The sequence below is a fragment of the Cytobacillus gottheilii genome, from assembly GCF_018582665.1.
GTDB classification, from domain to species: Bacteria; Bacillota; Bacilli; order Bacillales; family Cytobacillaceae; genus Cytobacillus; species Cytobacillus gottheilii.
Window position 1 is genome coordinate 1,104,295 of sequence record NZ_CP071709.1, and the last position, 15,192, is coordinate 1,119,486.

Sequence of the window (15,192 nt, forward strand, 5' to 3'; positions counted from 1 at the left end):
TTTATTCGAATTCACTTTTCCGATCTCTGAAAAAGTCATAGAAATACCTTACATTTTCAAGTTCAGTCCATCTATAGGTTCTTAAAAACGGAGCATCAAGGTTATAAATTTTAGCATCTAGCGTTCCCAGCATAAAAGGAGAATGTGTCGCTATAATAAACTGGCAGTTAAAAAATCTAGCCAGTTTATTGATTTCTTCAGCTAACAGAATTTGATTGGTCGGCGAAAGAGATGTTTCAGGTTCATCGAGCAGAAATAATCCATCAGGAGTAAGATACTCATCAAATATTTGCATGGATGTTTCTCCGTTAGAATACTTCTCATTGGCAAACTTCATAATCTCGATTTCTTTGTACATTTTTGAAGAGTCTTTCAGCTTTTGCAAGTTTTCCTTCGTATATCCTAATTTAGAGTGCTGGTACAGGTAACCTTCCTTAAGAACTGCTTCCTGCTGAATCTTCTTAATCTCATATAAAATATCTTCACTTTTGATGTACTGGCTATTAGGCGGTATTTGATTTGATTCTCCGTCACTCATCACTTCGCCAAGGCTGTACGAACATTCCATCATATAATCAGTCGGGTATGTATTATAACCATTATTCGTAAGATCTTCGGCTCCAGCAATATCTAGCTTATTTGCCATTAAGTTTAAAAGTGTAGACTTACCAGAACCGTTGCTGCCATACAATACTGTAATATTTTGAAAGACAAACACTTCTCCAGTTATTTTTTTAAACACATTGTATGGATAGGCATTTGGATTCCTGGCTATATGAGGGGAAAGTTTAAAGCTTTTTAAATAGATCATTTTGGTAAACCTTCCTTTGGAAAAATGAATAGCTATCATTATTTTACCACATTTGTCCAAATATAGATTGAAGTGTAAATGTTTGCTGTTCTTAAAGTTCAGGATTACTTCGTTTATGAGGTATAATTAGTATGAAAAAAATTCACATCTATCACTATATACATCAAGAAAATGAGGCTGATATAAATGACATGGTATGTAATGGCTATCATACTTGCGGGTATCCTTAAATTCGCAACAAATCCTCCGAGTGCTTTTGTTGCATGGATCTTAAGCAAATTCGAGCTTCAGCCAAAGCTAAGTGCGAACGATGTTCAGGTCACTTACAACGGTAAGTTATTAGCAGAGAGAGAGAAACTGGAGTTTATAGATGGTTTTAATAATGCTGCGTTTTTAGATAAGTATTTTATGATTACGGGTACTGAAAAAGCATACTTAAATCCAGAGACAGAAATTATTCCATTTGTTATTCATACAAAGAACGGAAAGAATGATATGAAATTTACTATTTATTGTTACAAAGAACATATTGATGTAGTGAAGTTATACAAAAAGAAAGTGATTCCATACCGGGTTAGTTCTAGTAACTTACAAGCATTTACTATACAGAATAATGACTATTAACATACATCCTTGTTCACCGTCGCATAGTGCTGCAAAAACTGATAAAATGAAATAAAATGGTAATTAGGATTATTCGAAATGGGGAAAAACCATGAATTGGCTGAATAGTAACTGGTTCAGCAAGATTTTTTTGACATTGTGCTGGCTGTTTTTAATCTGGTTGATTATAGGGTTTGTATTTGTAGGTGGCTACATTCTTTTATTATTTATTAATGAACTTCAAAACTTATAGTAATTTAATGCACTTTTAAAAGCGCCTTGCTGTAATAATCGCAGCAGCAAGGCGCTTTTTTTATCGTGTGTGATCCCGCACACGCAGGTGGTGCAGCAAACATAATTGCATTAAAATCAATTAAGGCTTCAGCACGACTTTAATACACTCATCTTCATGGTCATTAAATGTTTTATATGCATCACTGGCCATGTGTAATGGAACATTGTGTGTAATGATTTCAGTCGGGTCAATTTTGCCTTCCTTTATCATGTCAAATAGCATTGGCATGTAGTGAATGACAGGAGCCTGGCCCATTTTAAGGGTAATATTTCTTTCAAACAGATTGCCGAGCGGGAAGTGGTTGTACATGGAACCATATACACCCGTAACCTGTAAGGTGCCAAACTTTTTGATGGCCTTCATTCCGATTCGAATCGCACTTGTTGTGCCGCCTGACAGTTTCAATTTTTGCTCAACGACTTCAAGAGGGTTCTTTTTGCCATCCATTCCGACACAATCAATGACTACATCTGCTCCGCCTTTTGTAATTTCCGCAATATATGCACCAGTATCCTCATGATCATCAAAGTTGATGACTTCAACTTGGTTCATTTTCTTGGCATGATTTAAGCGATACGCTACGTTATCTACAGCAATAACACGTTTGGCGCCTTTCATCCAGGCAAATTTTTGCGTCATTAAGCCGATTGGACCGCATCCTAAAACAACGACTGTATCTCCTTTTTTTACTCCGCCGCTTTCAACACTCCAATATGCTGTTGGCAAAACATCCGACATAAAGAGCAGGGATTCATCTTCAAGCTCGACCGATTCAGGAATCACAAAGGGCACAAAATTACCGAATGGCACACGGAGTAATTCGGCTTGTCCGCCTTGATACCCTCCATATCGTTCTGTAAATCCAAAATAACCGCCTGTATCCACATGCGGATTTGTATTGGAGTTATCACACTGACTTTCCATATCATTGGCACAATAATGACAGTGACCACAGGAGATATTAAAAGGAAGTACGACACGATCGCCTTTTTTCACTTTCTCCACACCCGGTCCCACTTCTTCAACAATTCCCATCGGCTCATGACCAATCACATAATCTTTAGATGCCGGAAGAGCTCCTTGATAAATATGAAGATCTGAACCACAAATAGCTGTAGACGTTACTCGAATAATAAGGTCGTCACTTTTTTCAATCTTTGGATTCGCTACCTCTTTAACCTGGATATCTTTTGCACCTTGGAAAGTAACAGCTTTCATATTAAAAATTCCTCCTGATGTAAGTGATTTTTAATAAAATAGAAACTTATAACTTTTACTTCCCTTATTTTCGCAGGGTAATCAGGTTAATGTTTATTTCTTTGGTGTGTTTTAAATAATTGGGAGTCTGATTTTTTGATGGAGTTAGGGGGCGTATTGTCTTTCCAGCCATTTTCCATGTGATAAATAAGCGGAGAAATTCCTTTTATTTTGGAAAAAGCTCAAAAAACAGCTGAAATAGAGGGAGAAATTCCGACTATTAGATCAAAATACGAGAAAAAAGCCAATTTTTCTAGAAATAACCGGAAAACCTCCCCTTATTTCCACCAAAAACAGCTACAAAATGCAAATAAGCGGAAAACCTCCGCTTATTTGACCGACCCAGACACTAAAATGGGTCAAGGAACCTGTCCCTAAAAACCCAATAAAATGGGTCAAGGAACCTGTCCCTAAAAACCCAAAAGTAAATTTTGACCTCAACCAACTTAGTTACCCCCTTCTATCTTTTATATAAACGGTCAAAAAGGTTTCTCTAGACCCACACGATCATGGCTTGTTACTATATAGTTCGATGGTTGACAGGGAGTTGATTGAATGGAAGAACAAAAATATAAGGATCTGAAATTAGGGGAAAGAGGAGCAATTATTAGTATAGTTGCTTATATTGTCCTTTCCATATTCAAGCTTCTAGTAGGGTACATGAGTGATTCCGCTGCGTTAAGAGCAGATGGATTGAATAATACAACAGATATCATTGCTTCGATTGCAGTGTTAATTGGGTTAAGGGTTGCACAAAGACCGCCAGATGGAAATCATACATATGGTCATTGGAAAAGTGAAGGCATTGCTAGCATGGTTGCCTCGTTTATTATGATGGCTGTTGGAATTCAGGTCCTGATTGATGCTGGAACCTCTGTGTTTGAAGGGAAAAGTGAATCACCCGATATCATAGCAGCATATGTAGGTTTAGTATCGGCGGTTGTCATGTATTTTGTATACCGCTACAATAAAAAGCTGGCCGAAAAAATTAACAGTTCCGCTGTTATGTCAGCGGCAAAAGACAATATTTCAGATGCATGGGTCAGTATCGGAACCGCAATAGGCATATTTGGCTCCCAATTAAACATGCCCTGGTTAGATCCCATTACGGCCTTTATTGTGGGACTTCTTATATGCAAAACAGCTTGGGACATATTCAAACATGCGACACATGAATTGTCTGATGGATTTGATGAAGAAAAACTGAACATATATAGAACAGAAATATTAAAAGTTGATGGTGTCAAAGGCATTAAGGAAATAAGAGGACGAAGCTACGGAAACAATGAGGTTGTAGACGTTGAAATCCTTGTAAACTCCACATTAGACATAAAAAAGGCGCATGACATCGCAGATATTATTGAACATACCCTAATGGATAAGCATGGTGTATACAATGTGCACATTCATATAGAGCCGAATAGCTAAAGAAAATAATTTTATAGAAAAAAAGCCGTTGCAGGAATACTCATTGTATTGTTCAACGGCTTTTTCGTTTTTTTATCTGGAATCTATTGAATCTGTTCTTTACGGTCAATGTCCCTAACAACATCTTCAATCGTCACATTTTTTAATACCTTTTCCATTGCCAACTGTGCTGCTGTGAACAATGGTTCAATCGTATTTTGAATGTTTTTACCGACAGGACAATCTGGAAGAGGACTTTCATGCATGCTGAATAATTCATTCTCCTGTACCACATCAACTGCTTTATAAATGTCAAATAGAGTAATATCAGATAAGTTTTTTGCAAGTTTAGCCCCAGCAATCCCTGGATGAACTTCAATCAGACCAGCTTTTTTGAGCATTCCCATGATTTTTCTGATCACCGCTGGGTTCGTGTTAACACTTGCGGCTATAAATTCAGAAGATGTTACACCTTCTTCTTTTGTCATTTCAATTAAAGTTAATATATGAATACCAACAGCAAATCTGCTACTGATGGGCATCCTCAGTCACCGCCTTCATTATCATTCATCCATTTTTATCATGTAATAAATTTAATTACAAGTTTATTATACTAAATTACTTTTAAAATCAAAAACATACCTGTTGACATTTTAGTTACATGTAACTAAAATGAATACATGTAATCAAGATTGTTACAAATCGAATTCAACTGGAGGCAAAGATCATGAAAATTTTAGTTACTGGAGCAACAGGAAAATTAGGTTCAAAGGTTGTAGAATCTTTATTAAATACAGTACCTGCAAGCAATCTGGCAGTGAGTGTCCGTGATCCTGAAAAAGCAGAAGGATTCCGCACCCGTGGAGTGGAAGTTCGTCATGGGAATTTTGATCACCCTAAAACACTCGATGAAGCCTTTAAAGGCATTGACAGATTGCTGATTATTTCAGCTGATGGTGATAATGACACAAGAATCCAGCAGCATTCAAATGCGGTTGCAGCGGCTGAACGAGCAGGAGTAAAGTTTATTGCATACACTAGTTTAGCTAATGCAACCGAAAGCAAAAATTTAATGGCACCACCACATATTGCAACAGAAGCAGCCATTGTAAAAACAGGCATTCCTTATTCATTCTTACGCAACAACTGGTATTTGGAAAACGAAATGGGAAGTATTCAAGGTGCAATGGCAGGAGCTCCATGGGTAACATCTGCTGGAGAAGGGAAGGTAGGATGGGCACTACAGCAGGATTACGCAGAAGCTGCAGCAGTAGTAATTACTGGGAACGGTCATGAAAATACAGTATACGAACTTTCTGGTCCTCTTTTAACGCAAGAAGAATTGGTATCTGCTCTTGGGAATGTCCTAGGAAAAGAAATCCCTGTGCAGCATGTGAGTGACGAACAATATGCAGAAGCTATGAAAGGCGCAGGTGTACCTGATTTTGCTATTCCAATTGTGGTGGGAATACAGGAAAGCATTCGCAGCGGTTCACTGGCTGTGGAAAGTCAAGATTTTGAAAATGTACTTGGCCGTCCAATTACTCCAATAAATGAAGCACTGAAACAGCTTGTTAAAGCAGGTTCATAAAAATAATTGATCGCTATATAAAAAAGTGAAATCATTCTCGATTTCACTTTTTTATATGGAAAGGGCAGAGGAGAGCTTGGTCATCATGCCTATGCACAGGACAGAACCTCTAAAGAAGTCAGACGAAACTTCTTCTTTCAGATACCTTTAGAATAATTGCCCTCAGAGTAAATCCGATTACTAAACCAGGGATTACAAAGAGCATCGGAATAAACACAGGACCGATTAAAGTGCCAAATAATTTAAATTTCGTGCAATAAAAAACACCTACTGTTACAAAATAGGCAGAGAAAACAAATGGGAGAAAAGATAACTTTTCTTCTGAAGGCATTGCCGTTCTATATCCATCCCACATCGCAAAAAAGTATAAACAGGCATAAAATAAGAGCCATTGAAAATCTGTAACAGAATATGCCTGATCAAAATCTCCGATAAAGCTAAACATAATAGCAAGGTTGAAATGGCTGTTCATATTTATAATGACTTCTGAGAGAACAAAAAAGATTCCTTTAATATAATGGCCAGTTAATAATTGACTAAATCCAGGAAAGGCAATACTCCACATAATTGACTCAAATTTTCCAATATGCAACCGTACTCAACTCCACCTTTTAGATATAAGGTTAGTTTGTTTAAGGAAAAGGAAATTCATTCATAGATTATTTACTGCCAAAGGTAAATCGAGCTGAACTTGATGCACATAATTAAAATGTTGGATTATATTTAGTGCAGACTTGGATTTGATATAGAAGAGAAGGAATAAGGTCCTTCCGTCTGTTTTATTGTATGACAGTACATGATATAATGAGGAGCTTAAGAAGATTAATACTTTTCCTTATACGGATACCATTAAATACTTCCGCATAACGATCAACTATAGAGGTGTAAGAAAATGAATAAACGATGGACTATTAGTAAAATTAAAGAATTTGTTGAGAAAAATTCAGAAAGCAAGCTGCTGACGACGGAATATCATGGTTTTTCACAAAAGCTTCAATTTCAATGTGCCTGTGGGAGCCAATTTGAAAAAACATTTACGAAATTTAAAAATAACCACCAGCGCAAGTGTGAAACGTGTCAGCCGCCTAAAGAGTCACGCTAGATATCTGTGAAAACGAAGTACCAGTTTCTTTTAAAAAGAAGTGGTGCTTTTTTATTTGTTAAGAACTTATATTTGATGGCACAAGGAAAGCTATCTCCATTAAATAACAAAAATATGTGATATAGTATTTAAAACTGAGGATTGTTAATGCAGTAAAATGGGAGGTTAGCTGATGAACAAAAGATGGATATTAAATGAGAACTTTAACCGTGAACAACTTAGTAAAGAACTTAAGTGGCGCTGTGAACCAAAGAATTGGTTTTTGGACAGCACTTCTTCTCAACTTGTATTAAAAACAGATTTGGAAACGGATTATTGGCAAAAAACGCATTATGGGTTTGAGACTGATAATGGGCATTTCCTCTTTACGGAAACCAGCAAGAATTTCAGAATGACCACAAGAGTTGAAACACTGCCCAAATCAAAGTATGACCAAGCTGGACTAATGATTCGATTCTCTGAAGATATATGGGTGAAAACTTCAATAGAGTACATACCAGATGATAGAAGCAAGTTAGGAGCAGTTGTTACAAATAGAGGCTATTCTGATTGGTCTACCCAATATGTAGACATAAAGAATACGGTAATATATTATCGCATTTCTATTATTGGTCAAAATGTCTATGTCGATTTCTCTTGGGACGGAGAAGCATGGAACCAAATTAGAATTGCACATCTAGAGATACCAGAAAACTCAACCATTTTAGCAGGGGTCTATGCCTGTAGCCCTCAAGGGAAAGATCAAGAAGTACGTTTTGATTTTTTGACCATTGAAGAGCTCGATCATGAACCATCATCGGCTTACCTATAAGTCACTCATAAGCGTAAACACAGTAAGCAGCTCCATTTTAATCCTTTGTAAAAATAGAGCTGCTTATTTATGAGTGTGCATTAATGGTAATTTTGAATAGTGAGTTTTACCAAATTTAAAAGTAGAAAGTATCGCAATTAAGGAAGAAACACCCCTCTATAATCCAGAAAAAGGGAAAACATGTCTTGATTAAGGGAGAAACACCCCTCTAAAATCCAGAAAAAGGGAAAATGAGTCTTGATTAAGGGAGAAACACCCCTTTGAAATCCAGAAAAAGGGGAAACGAGTCTTGATTAAGGAAGAAACACCCCTCTATAATCCAGAAAAAGGGAAAATATGTCTTGATTAAGGGAGAAACACCCCTCTGAAATCCAAAAAAAGGGAAAACATGTCTTGATTAAGGGAGAAACACCACTCTATAATTCAGAAAAAGGGAAAACATGTCTTGATTAAGGGAGAAACACCCCTCTGAAATCCAGAAAAAGGGAAAATGAGTCTTGATTAAGGGAGAAACACCCCTCTATAATTCAGAAAAAGGGAAAACATGTCTTGATTAAGGGAGAAACGCCCCTCTATAATCCAGATAAAGGAAAAACGTGTCGCGATTAAGAAAAAACGTCTTCTTATCATAATAAATCTAGTTTTTTCCATCGTTACTTTTCTCTAAATAACACAAAATAGTTAAACTCAAAGAAGTTACATATAAAAGCTATCCAAAAAGGCGTGATCAAATGAACGCAGGCAAAAGAATCTTAATAATTGAAGACGATCAGGAGATCAGCAGGCTCCTGAGTGTGATTTTGAAAAAATCACAAATGGTGCCGGTTGCGGCGTACTCTGGAACAGAGGGACTGCTGCAGCTGCAGAATAATTCCTTTGATTTAATATTGCTCGATTTGATGCTGCCAGGCAAAAGCGGCGAGGAGCTGTTAACGGAGATCAGAGGGGAGAATTCCATTCCGATTATCATCATTTCTGCAAAAGTTGATGTTGAGAATAAAGTGAAAGTCTTGAAAATGGGTGCAGATGATTACATAACGAAGCCATTTAATCAGGATGAAGTGATGGCTCGAATTGAGGTTCAATTAAGAAAGGCTGGATTTTATCCGCAGAAATCAGCGGAAATGGACTGGCGCGAGCTTAAAATTCATACAGAAAAAAGATTGGTAACATTAAATGAAAAGGAAATGCAGCTTACGAATGCTGAATTTGATCTTTTAACATTTTTCGTGAATAATCCAGAGCGTGCTCTTTCCAAAAAAGAGATTTACGAAAGCATCTGGAAAGGGACCTACTATGGCGACGATAATACTGTCAGCGTTCACGTTTCGAATCTGCGCAAGAAAATAGCGGAAGTGACAGATGCAGAATATATTAAAACCGTTTGGGGAGTTGGATTCATGTTCGTTTGACTTGGAAGACTGAAAAAGCGCCTTCCACATTTCTTTATGTCTAGCTCCAGGCCCTAGGCACTCGAGGTCTTAAGCCAATCTGTCCTAAATAAAGGTTAAAGGCCAACCTTTATGCCGGATAGTCTTAAGCTTGTCCCTAGGCGAGCGCCTTCCGCTTTTCTTTATGATTTCTTTATGTTTTGCTTAAAGGTTTTTAAAGATTTCTACGCTAAACTGAAAGTAGAACATTTAGCAAAGGAGTCAAAAAGATGGATGCTGTTATACAGACGTATCAATTAATGAAAAAATTTAAAAATGAAACCGTCCTTAAGCCTCTGGATTTCACATTAAAAAAAGGTGAGATTTGTGCCCTGATTGGAAAAAACGGGGCAGGTAAATCGACGTTTTTTAAAATTCTGGCTGGTCAGCAAATGCCGTCGTCCGGTGAGATTCATTTGTTTGGAAAATCGGGCAGAGAGCTGGAAAAAGCGAAAAGAAGAATTGCTTTTATGGTAGAAACACCAGCATTCTTCCCGGACTTTACGGCATTGCAAAACCTGGAGTATTTTCGGATTCAAAGAGGAATCGTGGACAAAAAGCGTGTTTATGAAGTTTTGGAGATTGTTGGTTTAAAGCAGGAAAAGAAAAAAAGATTTAGTGACTATTCTATGGGCATGAAGCAGCGCTTAGGCATAGCTCTTTGTCTTTTAGGTAATCCAGATTGTTTAGTGCTTGATGAACCGATCAATGGTTTGGATGTTGAAGGGATTATGGAAATACGCCAATTATTGAAAAAGCTGAATCAGGAAAATCAAATAACGATCCTTATTTCCAGTCATATTTTAACCGAATTGAATCTGCTGGCAAACCGTTTTGTTTTTATCAAAAATGGGGTTATTGTTGAAGATTTAAGCAAAGTACTGCTTGAAGAGAAGAGTAAAAAGCAAATTCTGATCACAGTAGATGATTCAGCTAAAGCAGTCCAATTATTGGAGCGGGCCTATGCTGACATTCAATTAAAAGTCCTTCCTGATCACGAAATTGCGATTCAAAATCATGTGGAGAACAGTGGAAAACTTAATCGCTTGTTAGTTGAAAATGGCGTAATGGTGAAGCAGTTCAGCATCAAAACACTGGATCTCGAGGAATACTTCTTAGGGTTAGTAGGAGGTGATCAGCATGGTTAATTATATGAAAAGTGAATATTACCGTTTGCTGCGCAAAAAAGGTCTTCATTTAACGAGCATACTTTGTTATCTGCTGATTGCCTTTGCTGCTGCTGTCCTTTATTTTTTTGGTGAGAATGAAGCAAATTTCCCTTATGCAACAGATCGATTCTTCTATTCAAATGTTACGGCAGCAGGACTAGTTATTATCATTATTGGTTTGCTTTATAATATGGCTCTTACTGGGAAAGATCGATCCCTAATTAAGCAATCAATTTCGTTTGGGATTTCCCGCAGTATCATTTTTTGGTCAAAGCTGATTCTTACTCTAGGGTATTTTCTTTTGGTATGTGTGATTGGTATGTGTTTAATGCTTCTTTTGGGTGACACCCTATTGACTCATGAACCTGAAGCAATGAGAAACTTTCTAATAGTGAGTGTCAATATGATTCCAATCGTGCTCAGTGGATTTTTCCTGGGACATGCGCTGAAAATGCTTAAGGTAGGAGACGTTTATATCATTATCGTAATGTTAGTGATTTTTGCAATATTAGGGGATTTGCTGCGCTTTCTGCTTCGTCCGTTTGCAGCCTTAGACGAGGTATATAAATACGCACCAGATACACTGCTGAATGATAATTTAATGAGCTTCGTGAATGGTACACCTCAATTAGGTATTCAGTATTGGATTGTCGGCTTGATGATATCACTGGCTGCATTACTGATTGGAGCAAGAATGTTTGCAAAACAAAACATCGATTGATGATGAAGGGATGAATGAATGTGAGCAGCTGGCTGATTATAAGCATCTTGGTATTCCTGCTGATTGCTGCGGTCGTCATGCTTCTGCTTTTCCATTGGGATGTCAGAAGGATGACGAGGCAATTAGAGGATATCAACGAACATTTCGGGACAAATGAATTAGTCCGTACGAATACTCATAATAAAAACCTGGCGAAATTTGCTGCGAAAATCAACCAGCTTATTCATCTTTATAAACAGAATCAACAGTCAGTCGAAAGAAGAGAATTGGAACTAAGACAAGAAATCACCAACATCTCCCATGATCTGCGAACACCTATTACATCAATCAAGGGGTTTTCAGAGTTATTAACAGACCCGTCTTTATCTGAAGAGGAGAGAAAGGATTTCTTAACCATTATTCAGAAGAAAATTGATAATCTCACCTTGATTGTGGATTTATTCTATGAACTATCACAGCTGCATTCATCAGACAAAAAGCTGCACATAGAAAAGCAATTTCTGGACCAATCACTCGTGGATACCATGCTGTTGTTTTATGATGACTTTGAGAAGAAACAATTAAAGGTAGATATAAAAGAAGCCGCTGTCTCTCCAATTCTGGCTGACGAAAAAGCGACCGTTCGTATGATCACCAACATCATTCATAATGCATTAACCTATGCCAAGAGTCATTTTACCATTACATTAACGGAGGACGGAGATTACGTTGTGCTAAAGGCAGTAAATGACGTGGAGACAATGAATACTGCCGAACTTGAAATGATCTTTAAACGAACATTTCGGTTAGACCAAAGCAGAACCGGCACCCACCTTGGGTTGGGATTGCATATTGTTCAGGAACTTGCTGAACAGCAAGGCGGGAAAGTGGCTGCCGATGTTCAGGGAAGTGAATTTATTCTTTCGGTGTACTTTAAGAAATGGGTTTAGGTGGGTTAAATGGGTTAAGGGGACAGGTTCCTTGACCCAAAATTGATAAAAGATTGGACAAATGCAGCTGCCGATGAGACAGCTGTTTTATTTTGGGCAGGTGTATATTTCTGTAAATGGTATTTTATCCTAGTATATTTTTAACGGGGCTTCTCACTTTCTTATGCACTAAATTCCGTGGTTTTATGGGCAACCGTTTTTATCAATTTGTTGTTACGCAACTTTTTAGTTGCCTCTACTTGACGAGCAACCATGAAGTTGCATATAATACATCTATGAATTGGGATAAAGACGCTATATTTAAAGCACTAAGTGATCCGACTAGGCGAGTTATACTAAACGAGCTTTCTGAGCGAGACGAATTGACTTTGTATGATCTTACCGCACGGCTTATTATGAAGCACAACCTTACCATTACACGACAGGCGATAGCAAAACACCTTTCTGCATTGGAAGCGGCTGGGCTTGTCATGTCAAAGCGAAATGGAAAATTTCGAGTGCTTATTTTTAACAGGGAACCACTAAAAGATTTGCTGAAAGGCTGGGTAGAATAAGTTTTAACTAATGATTATTGTTTAAGACTTTACAGTGTAATTACTAAGGGAGGATTCAAAATGTTAAACATCATTATTACCAGTATATTTGTAGAAAACCAGGACAAGGCATTAAAATTTTATACGGAAACATTAGGATTTATGAAAAAGCATGACGTTCCATCAGGAGCACATAGGTGGATCACTCTTGTTTCTTCAGATAAAGAAGAAGCAACTGAGCTTTTACTCGAACCGAATGTACATCCAGCAGCAAAAGAATATCAGCAGAAATTGATGGACGATGGCATACCAGTAACCATGTTCGGAGTTGCAGATATTCAAAAAGAGTATAGCCGACTAGTGGGAAAAGGCGTGCGGTTTACGATGGAGCCTACAAAAATGGGCGATATCCAAATAGCTGTCTTCGATGATACTTGCGGCAACCTTATACAGATTATACAGCAAGATTAGGGTGTGAAAATGGATAGTCAGATGAAGCTGGAGTTTGAAAAATCTAAATCAGGCGATAAAGATGAGCGTTATGAAGCATATCAGAACATTTTAAAGGCAACTGATCAAGTAGTGGATTGGGCGTATGATGTATGGAATCAATTAATAGAGGATCTGACTCATAAAGATCCGCATCAACGCTCGCGTGCAGCACAATATCTGGCCAATCTGGCTAAAAGCGATCCAGAGATGAAAATGATGCAGGATTTCCCTAAGCTGTGGGAAGTAACAAAAGATGAAAAGTTCGTAACAGCTAGACATAGCCTCCAGTCGATTTGGAAGGTGGGAATTGCAGGTTTTCCTCAAAAAGAAATGGTTATGACATATATGGTTGACCGTTTTAAAAATGGAACTGACGAAAAGAATTACACGTTAATTCGTAATGATATCCTTCAAAACATGAAAAACCTATATGAACATTTTAATGACGAGACAATCAAACAAACCGCTATGGATTTAATTGATACAGTAGAAGACAAAAAGTACAATAAAAAGTATAAGGATATATGGAAGTAGAGTTACGAATTTAGCTGAAGACGTGAGCGTCTTCAGCTTTTTATTTTTCATTAAAAATATTATTCTTTTTAAAACCAACAGGATGAATTAGAAGGAATTGGTAATTAAAAGGAGAACTTATATTGGAAATAAATTATAAACGGAAATTTCACATCGAAAAAATGAAGAACTGAAGTCAACGGTAATGAGGTTTTTTCCATCCGTTAAGACATAAATTCATATCTTATAGAGGTGATCAAATGTATTGGGAAACACTGCCTAGTTGGTTGTGGGTAATTTACTATTTATTTTTATTTCTAACAATAGGAGTGGGAATTTTAAATGCTAGTCGAAAAAGAATGTTTGCCTTATCGATTATGACCATTTGCCTTGCGATTACTATTCCAATAATTAGTACAGTTAATAGTATAGGAAGAGCGGAGGGGGTCAATGAGCTTGAACACTTAGTTGCTCAACTTCAACAAGGGGCGATGTGGTCAATTTACACCGTAGTAGGGAATCTATACTTACTTGTATATTGTGTTTTATTTTTCATTAAAATGAAGGAACATAATTCCCACTTAGGTTTTAATTATAAACAAAGATAAAATGTAGGAATTGGTTTTCCTCGAGTTTATTGCGTTTGTTCAAAAAGGATGATCTCTACTCAGAATTACATTACTAACGTTTTCTCCAGTACATTCAGCTAAACTAATTATTTTTCCATAAAGTAAGATCGCTTAAACAAATAAAATATAAGGGTGTCTTAGAATTGGATATTGTCATCTTGTCATTTTCTTTTATCGTTTCAACTATTGTGTCGGTTTTAATATTAAAAAAGACAAAAAGTAAATGGAAAAGCAGGTTGTCAGCATTTATTATAAATACACTAATTTTAGCGACAGCAACATGGTTGTTATACATAACAGATGAGGAAGCAAAAATGTTTGGATACGTGCATGTTGTCTTGGTAATTGCGATTCCAATCATTAGCTGGATTAACTTTATAATCCTAGAGATTAGTAAATATAAAAAATGGGTTGCATGAAGATATGACTGACTAAAGATATTCACTATAATTTAGGCAGAATTACAGACAAGGAGAACTTTTCTTAGAAATTTTGAAACAAGATTAGAAAGATTAACGTCTAATAAAATAATACCAAAAATTAGGATGAAGTGAATTGGTATGATCACATGACTAAAATAAAAATATATGGAGGTTAGCTATGTGGGTAATATTAGGCGTTATGGCTATAATAGCAACTTTAGTAAATCTTTTTATGTATAAAGCTGGAAAGGACTATAAGCTTGCTATGGCGCTGGGATTATCACTTACAGCATTAACACTCTGTGCGGAATACAGTCTTGTATCTCGGTGGGTAAAAGTGGAAGATTGGGCAGCATTGTTGGATGTAGTACCTGGTATGGAAAGGGGATTATGGTTTTTGACAGCTGTTTCTATTTTACTGAATATAGCACCAATGCTTTTAGAATTAAGAAGTAAGAAATAATTTTGTAAACTACT

General features: G+C 36.9%; 21 protein-coding genes. 17 read left to right on the top strand and 4 right to left on the bottom strand.

Annotation, left to right across the window (positions count from 1 at the left end; genetic code table 11):
- Position 1 precedes the first annotated feature (1 nt).
- The gene (locus J1899_RS05425; protein WP_214477967.1) at positions 2–811 is read right to left on the bottom strand and encodes an AAA family ATPase; all 810 of its coding nucleotides are present in this window, start codon (positions 809–811) and stop codon (positions 2–4) included.
- Between the two features lie 186 nt (positions 812–997).
- Between J1899_RS05425 and J1899_RS05430 the strand changes: the two genes are divergently transcribed.
- Complete coding sequence (locus J1899_RS05430; RefSeq protein ID WP_214477968.1) at positions 998–1,435, top strand: YfmQ family protein; 438 nt, start codon at positions 998–1,000, stop codon at positions 1,433–1,435.
- A gap of 352 nt (positions 1,436–1,787) precedes the next feature.
- On the opposite strand, the gene J1899_RS05435 is transcribed toward J1899_RS05430, so the two are convergent.
- A complete protein-coding gene (locus J1899_RS05435; RefSeq protein WP_214477969.1) occupies positions 1,788–2,927 on the bottom strand; it encodes a zinc-dependent alcohol dehydrogenase in 1,140 nt (379 codons plus the stop codon).
- 210 nt (positions 2,928–3,137) lie between these two features.
- Here J1899_RS05435 and J1899_RS05440 point away from each other — a divergent pair, with 210 nt between their 5' ends.
- Together J1899_RS05440 and J1899_RS05445 are read left to right on the top strand one after the other, a co-directional pair.
- Entirely contained in the window at positions 3,138–3,344 is a 207-nt protein-coding gene (locus J1899_RS05440) for a hypothetical protein (RefSeq protein ID WP_214477970.1), read from the top strand.
- A gap of 177 nt (positions 3,345–3,521) precedes the next feature.
- Positions 3,522–4,394, top strand: a complete 873-nt coding sequence (locus J1899_RS05445) for a cation diffusion facilitator family transporter (RefSeq protein WP_214477971.1) — start codon at positions 3,522–3,524, stop codon at positions 4,392–4,394.
- An 83-nt stretch (positions 4,395–4,477) separates the two neighbouring features.
- Here the strand turns inward: J1899_RS05445 and J1899_RS05450 are convergent, their stop codons facing one another.
- Entirely contained in the window at positions 4,478–4,915 is a 438-nt protein-coding gene (locus J1899_RS05450; RefSeq protein WP_214477972.1) for an Rrf2 family transcriptional regulator, read from the bottom strand.
- A 185-nt stretch (positions 4,916–5,100) separates the two neighbouring features.
- Here J1899_RS05450 and J1899_RS05455 point away from each other — a divergent pair, with 185 nt between their 5' ends.
- Entirely contained in the window at positions 5,101–5,964 is an 864-nt protein-coding gene (locus J1899_RS05455; protein WP_214477973.1) for an SDR family oxidoreductase, read from the top strand.
- A gap of 118 nt (positions 5,965–6,082) precedes the next feature.
- On the opposite strand, the gene J1899_RS05460 is transcribed toward J1899_RS05455, so the two are convergent.
- Positions 6,083–6,556 carry a hypothetical protein gene (locus J1899_RS05460; RefSeq protein WP_425514996.1) on the bottom strand — a complete coding sequence of 158 codons (474 nt, stop codon included), beginning with the start codon at positions 6,554–6,556 and terminating at the stop codon, positions 6,083–6,085.
- A gap of 300 nt (positions 6,557–6,856) precedes the next feature.
- Between J1899_RS05460 and J1899_RS05465 the strand changes: the two genes are divergently transcribed.
- From J1899_RS05465 to J1899_RS05520, 13 genes are all read left to right on the top strand, one after another.
- Positions 6,857–7,066 (top strand): hypothetical protein, encoded by a 210-nt coding sequence (locus J1899_RS05465; RefSeq protein WP_066448796.1) that lies wholly within the window; start codon positions 6,857–6,859, stop codon positions 7,064–7,066.
- 172 nt (positions 7,067–7,238) lie between these two features.
- Entirely contained in the window at positions 7,239–7,877 is a 639-nt protein-coding gene (locus tag J1899_RS05470) for a DUF1349 domain-containing protein (RefSeq protein ID WP_214477974.1), read from the top strand.
- A 731-nt stretch (positions 7,878–8,608) separates the two neighbouring features.
- Entirely contained in the window at positions 8,609–9,289 is a 681-nt protein-coding gene (locus tag J1899_RS05475; RefSeq protein WP_214477975.1) for a response regulator transcription factor, read from the top strand.
- A 248-nt stretch (positions 9,290–9,537) separates the two neighbouring features.
- On the top strand, positions 9,538–10,455 hold the full coding sequence (locus tag J1899_RS05480; protein ID WP_214477976.1) for an ATP-binding cassette domain-containing protein: 918 nt from the start codon (positions 9,538–9,540) through the stop codon (positions 10,453–10,455).
- Positions 10,448–11,197 (top strand): ABC transporter permease, encoded by a 750-nt coding sequence (locus tag J1899_RS05485; RefSeq protein ID WP_214477977.1) that lies wholly within the window; start codon positions 10,448–10,450, stop codon positions 11,195–11,197. The genes J1899_RS05480 and J1899_RS05485 overlap by 8 nt, the downstream gene beginning before the upstream one ends.
- On the top strand, positions 11,175–11,354 hold the full coding sequence (locus J1899_RS22585; protein ID WP_246586588.1) for a hypothetical protein: 180 nt from the start codon (positions 11,175–11,177) through the stop codon (positions 11,352–11,354). The genes J1899_RS05485 and J1899_RS22585 overlap by 23 nt, the downstream gene beginning before the upstream one ends.
- Positions 11,308–12,126 (top strand): sensor histidine kinase, encoded by an 819-nt coding sequence (locus J1899_RS05490; RefSeq protein WP_246586589.1) that lies wholly within the window; start codon positions 11,308–11,310, stop codon positions 12,124–12,126. The genes J1899_RS22585 and J1899_RS05490 overlap by 47 nt, the downstream gene beginning before the upstream one ends.
- 275 nt (positions 12,127–12,401) lie before the next feature.
- Positions 12,402–12,680: an ArsR/SmtB family transcription factor gene (locus J1899_RS05495; protein ID WP_214478765.1), complete on the top strand. Its 279-nt coding sequence runs from the start codon at positions 12,402–12,404 to the stop codon at positions 12,678–12,680.
- A 60-nt stretch (positions 12,681–12,740) separates the two neighbouring features.
- Complete coding sequence (locus tag J1899_RS05500; RefSeq protein ID WP_214477979.1) at positions 12,741–13,130, top strand: VOC family protein; 390 nt, start codon at positions 12,741–12,743, stop codon at positions 13,128–13,130.
- Positions 13,131–13,139: 9 nt separating this feature from the next.
- Positions 13,140–13,685, top strand: a complete 546-nt coding sequence (locus tag J1899_RS05505; RefSeq protein ID WP_214477980.1) for a hypothetical protein — start codon at positions 13,140–13,142, stop codon at positions 13,683–13,685.
- Between the two features lie 239 nt (positions 13,686–13,924).
- Complete coding sequence (locus J1899_RS05510; RefSeq protein ID WP_214477981.1) at positions 13,925–14,272, top strand: hypothetical protein; 348 nt, start codon at positions 13,925–13,927, stop codon at positions 14,270–14,272.
- 164 nt (positions 14,273–14,436) lie between these two features.
- A complete protein-coding gene (locus J1899_RS05515; RefSeq protein ID WP_066448750.1) occupies positions 14,437–14,712 on the top strand; it encodes a hypothetical protein in 276 nt (91 codons plus the stop codon).
- Between the two features lie 181 nt (positions 14,713–14,893).
- Entirely contained in the window at positions 14,894–15,178 is a 285-nt protein-coding gene (locus J1899_RS05520) for a hypothetical protein (protein WP_214477982.1), read from the top strand.
- Positions 15,179–15,192: the final 14 nt, after the last annotated feature.

Bases quoted from the DNA above. Each gene is read 5' to 3' on its own strand.
- J1899_RS05470 (WP_214477974.1), top strand. From the start codon at position 7,239: ATGAACAAAAGATGGATATTAAATGAGAACTTTAACCGTGAACAACTT.
- J1899_RS05485 (WP_214477977.1), top strand. From the start codon at position 10,448: ATGGTTAATTATATGAAAAGTGAATATTACCGTTTGCTGCGCAAAAAA.
- J1899_RS05500 (WP_214477979.1), top strand. From the start codon at position 12,741: ATGTTAAACATCATTATTACCAGTATATTTGTAGAAAACCAGGACAAG.
- J1899_RS05480 (WP_214477976.1), top strand. From the start codon at position 9,538: ATGGATGCTGTTATACAGACGTATCAATTAATGAAAAAATTTAAAAAT.
- J1899_RS05455 (WP_214477973.1), top strand. From the start codon at position 5,101: ATGAAAATTTTAGTTACTGGAGCAACAGGAAAATTAGGTTCAAAGGTT.
- J1899_RS05510 (WP_214477981.1), top strand. From the start codon at position 13,925: ATGTATTGGGAAACACTGCCTAGTTGGTTGTGGGTAATTTACTATTTA.
- J1899_RS05430 (WP_214477968.1), top strand. From the start codon at position 998: ATGACATGGTATGTAATGGCTATCATACTTGCGGGTATCCTTAAATTC.
- J1899_RS05445 (WP_214477971.1), top strand. From the start codon at position 3,522: ATGGAAGAACAAAAATATAAGGATCTGAAATTAGGGGAAAGAGGAGCA.
- J1899_RS05520 (WP_214477982.1), top strand. From the start codon at position 14,894: ATGTGGGTAATATTAGGCGTTATGGCTATAATAGCAACTTTAGTAAAT.
- J1899_RS05435 (WP_214477969.1), bottom strand. From the start codon at position 2,927: ATGAAAGCTGTTACTTTCCAAGGTGCAAAAGATATCCAGGTTAAAGAG.
- J1899_RS05425 (WP_214477967.1), bottom strand. From the start codon at position 811: ATGATCTATTTAAAAAGCTTTAAACTTTCCCCTCATATAGCCAGGAAT.
- J1899_RS05490 (WP_246586589.1), top strand. From the start codon at position 11,308: ATGACGAGGCAATTAGAGGATATCAACGAACATTTCGGGACAAATGAA.
- J1899_RS05450 (WP_214477972.1), bottom strand. From the start codon at position 4,915: ATGCCCATCAGTAGCAGATTTGCTGTTGGTATTCATATATTAACTTTA.
- J1899_RS05505 (WP_214477980.1), top strand. From the start codon at position 13,140: ATGGATAGTCAGATGAAGCTGGAGTTTGAAAAATCTAAATCAGGCGAT.
- J1899_RS05475 (WP_214477975.1), top strand. From the start codon at position 8,609: ATGAACGCAGGCAAAAGAATCTTAATAATTGAAGACGATCAGGAGATC.
- J1899_RS05465 (WP_066448796.1), top strand. From the start codon at position 6,857: ATGAATAAACGATGGACTATTAGTAAAATTAAAGAATTTGTTGAGAAA.
- J1899_RS05495 (WP_214478765.1), top strand. From the start codon at position 12,402: ATGAATTGGGATAAAGACGCTATATTTAAAGCACTAAGTGATCCGACT.